General features: G+C 56.7%; 4 protein-coding genes. 3 read left to right on the top strand and 1 reads right to left on the bottom strand.

What is annotated here, in order from left to right:
- The 3 genes from ABIQ96_RS21420 to ABIQ96_RS21430 all read left to right on the top strand — a co-directional run.
- On the top strand, window positions 1-529 hold a 529-nt coding region (locus ABIQ96_RS21420), incomplete at its 5' end, for a hypothetical protein (RefSeq protein WP_348216684.1).
- Window positions 530-939: 410 nt separating this feature from the next.
- Entirely contained in the window at window positions 940-1,266 is a 327-nt protein-coding gene (locus tag ABIQ96_RS21425; protein ID WP_348216685.1) for a hypothetical protein, read from the top strand.
- Window positions 1,267-1,361: 95 nt separating this feature from the next.
- Window positions 1,362-2,096: a hypothetical protein gene (locus ABIQ96_RS21430; protein ID WP_348216686.1), complete on the top strand. Its 735-nt coding sequence runs from the start codon at window positions 1,362-1,364 to the stop codon at window positions 2,094-2,096.
- Window positions 2,097-2,302: 206 nt separating this feature from the next.
- Here the strand turns inward: ABIQ96_RS21430 and ABIQ96_RS21435 are convergent.
- A partial coding sequence (locus tag ABIQ96_RS21435) for a hypothetical protein (RefSeq protein WP_348216687.1) occupies window positions 2,303-3,044 on the bottom strand: 742 nt, incomplete at its 5' end.

Below are 3,044 nucleotides of genomic sequence, written 5' to 3' on the forward strand. Positions count from 1 at the left end.
ACTTGCCCACGCCCAGCGCCGCCTTGCGGATGCCACAAAATCGGTGGATCGAATCCTCACCGCCATCGAACACGGCGGCGAACTCGACAGCCTGCTCAAAAGATTGGCGGTTCTGGAAAGAGAAAAATCCAACCTCGCGGAAAATGTGGAACAACTGGACCGCAAGGTGCGGAGCACGCAGGCGATTGGCAGCGGGGAAACCGAACTGGGGGAAATGAAGTCGCTGCTGGATGTGAATCTCTGCGACAACGTGCTGCGGGTGCGGCTTGGGCAGGCCATCCGCCGCGTGGTCACCCGGATCGACCTGTCCTTCACCCCCACGCCCAGATCAAAGGGGGTGACAATTCAGGCGCTCTTCGAAGGTGCTGGTACTTTCGTGACCGATCCCTGTCCGCCGAAAAAGACGCGCAAGCCGCTCTATTTCGAGGTCCATTTCCGGCATGGCGGCAAGCGGGCGATCATCCGCTTTCCCGACGAGGCACTGGCCAAGCTGAAGCGCTCCGACACACTGTTCACGGGACGGGTGTGATAGTGGCTCATGCCGCGCCCCAATCAAGCCGGGGGCGGCATCCGAGATGAAGGCAGGTGTGGCTATTGCTTCTTCTTCAAAAGGACCCGAAGTCTTTCCTTGACGCATGATAGAAGTGACAGATCGCTAACGGCCCCCTTCATACACGCAGCGATTGCACCGCGTATATCCGACTCAGACAATCCAGGGAAGTCAGATTGCATTTTGGCAATAAGGCGATCCTCTTTTACTTTGTCCATCGTGTAGGGGCGTTCGGGGCCGCCCGGTGGTTCTCCAATCGAATTCATATCAGGCTTTGGGTTGGTTCGTGGGGATTTTGCATCACCGAGGAGAAGTTTTAGGGGAATACTCCGTCCATGAAAGCATTTCTTCTTGAAAATCAAGGGCTGCGAAACTCCAGCATGAACCAAATGGCCATCCGCCGCGTGGTCACCAGGATCGACCTGTCCTTCAAACGCACGTCCAACGCGAGGGGCTGGCAGCGCGGACCCTCGTTGAAGAATGTGGTGGTTTCGAGGTCGATCTCTATCCGCCGAAAAGACGTGCAAGCCGTTTTACCTCGTGGTGCATTTCCGGCATGGCGGCCAGCGGGCGATCATCTGCTCTCCCGCGAAGACGCTGGCCAAGATGAAACGACACGGGACGGACTCAATAACAACTTCGGTCATACATTTCGCCGGAGTAGCCGCAGCAAAATGGAGATCGCATTCGACGCGGGCAGTTCAAATCGGGGATGATTTGCCCGGGTTCACGGCTCGGGTTCGGACATCACGTCCTTAAACTGAATTGGCGCTCGACCGCGCCGCGTCAGGAACTCATGTCAGTGGCGCAAATGAAATGGCTCACAATCGCGCTTCTTCTCTTACCAAGTGGCCTGCTACAGGCGGCAATCGTCATCATCGATGATTTCTCCTTCGCTCAAAGCCTCACAAGCGCTAGCAGCAATGGATCGAAGTATGAAGCGAGCGACCCTTCAATTTACGGTGGGTATAGGAGCGGTCTCGCCACTGGTTACATCAATTTTAGATTCATCGATGGATTTTTTGTGGGCGGTGACTCTTCCGGAGTCTCGTCCCTTGCCATTTCTGGAGGCACCATGAGCTTGTCGAAGACGGCTCTTACGGGTTCGGCCTTTGTGACGTATGAAGGCCGGGCATTCACATCGGGCGACCGCATAGGCGATCTGAGCATGGACATTTCGGGAAGCGCATCGTCGCTTGCCAGCCCAGTTTTATTGCTTGGGCACACAGCGGGTTCTTCCGATCAGATCGTCACATTGTTCCTTACGTCTGCCGTTGACACATACTCTTCATTCAAGATCCTCCTCAAAAGCGGGTCGACAGAGACAATTGTGGATTTGAGAAACGCCGATCCCTATGGAAATGGAGCATCGGGTGGAGTCGACTTCGGAAACGTCGAGGACATCCTTCTTGGTTTGGCAAATGGCGACCCGATCGGCACGGTTGAGTTAAACAACTTCGCCTTTGTTCCTGAACCAGGGTGCTCCGCCCTTTTTGCAATGGGGATGGCATACGCCATCCTTTGCAGGAAAAGAAAGGGCGGCTAACCAGTGCCGTCGGTGATAAGCAGTCTGCTTGGCCCAATACTCCGCAGTCGCCGGGTGCTATAACGAAGTTCTGAAAATGGGGCAAGTGGCGATGGTCAAGATGAATCGCCCCGACATGCTTTACACGGGATGGGTGTGATGGCGGCAAATGCCGCCACCCCGATCAAGCCGGGGCGGCGGCGTCCGCAAGGGGCGGGCCTCGGAACTCAGCGCTCCGGTTCCTTGTCTGGGGTCGGAGGTTCACCGATGCCACCTTTTTGCAATCGCCGGGCCTTGTGTTCGAAGACTTCGAGCGTCAGCCCGCCGACCTGATCCGGAAACAGGGCGGCAAGTTTGTCGCAGGCCTTCGCAAAGGAGGGCTTTGGCGGGAGGGTCTTGACCAAGTCGATGGCACCGTTACCTGAGCCCACCAGGAGCCATTTCTGCGCACCTAGGCTGAACGACTCCAGCCGGAATGCTTGCCCGGTGTGGAGGACCCGATGGGGGATGGGTCCATAGTCGTTGGAAATATCCAGCCGAAGGTCACCCTGATCGTCGGTTGCGAAACCAAGTTTGGTGCAGAGTTCATCCAGAGGAATTTTCCGCAGCGCAGCCCGCGCCGTTTCGATGTCCTTTTTCGATTCCTCGAATTGGGAGATTTTGGCGGTCAGGTCGGACTTGCCTTTGGCAAGTTCCTCAATCCCCACATTCAGGGACAGTTCACCCTCAGCGACCACGTCCTCCCGTTTCTCCACCGCCGCCATGCGGGCGGCGGTTTCCTCCGCTGCTGTTTTCCTCGCGGCATCAAGAGCCGGATTCGGGAGCGACGAGCTGTCGCGAACGTACCGCTCGATGTAATCCTTGGCGGATTCCTTGGCGCGGTTTTGCGTGTCCGGAGAAAGCCGCAAGTTGATGGCATGGGTCCAACGCTTCGCCAACCAATAGTCGATGTGGATGTTTTCCGGACCC

Origin of the sequence: Luteolibacter sp., assembly GCF_039920825.1 — a bacterium.
In the GTDB taxonomy this organism is placed as follows: domain Bacteria; phylum Verrucomicrobiota; class Verrucomicrobiia; order Verrucomicrobiales; family Akkermansiaceae; genus Luteolibacter.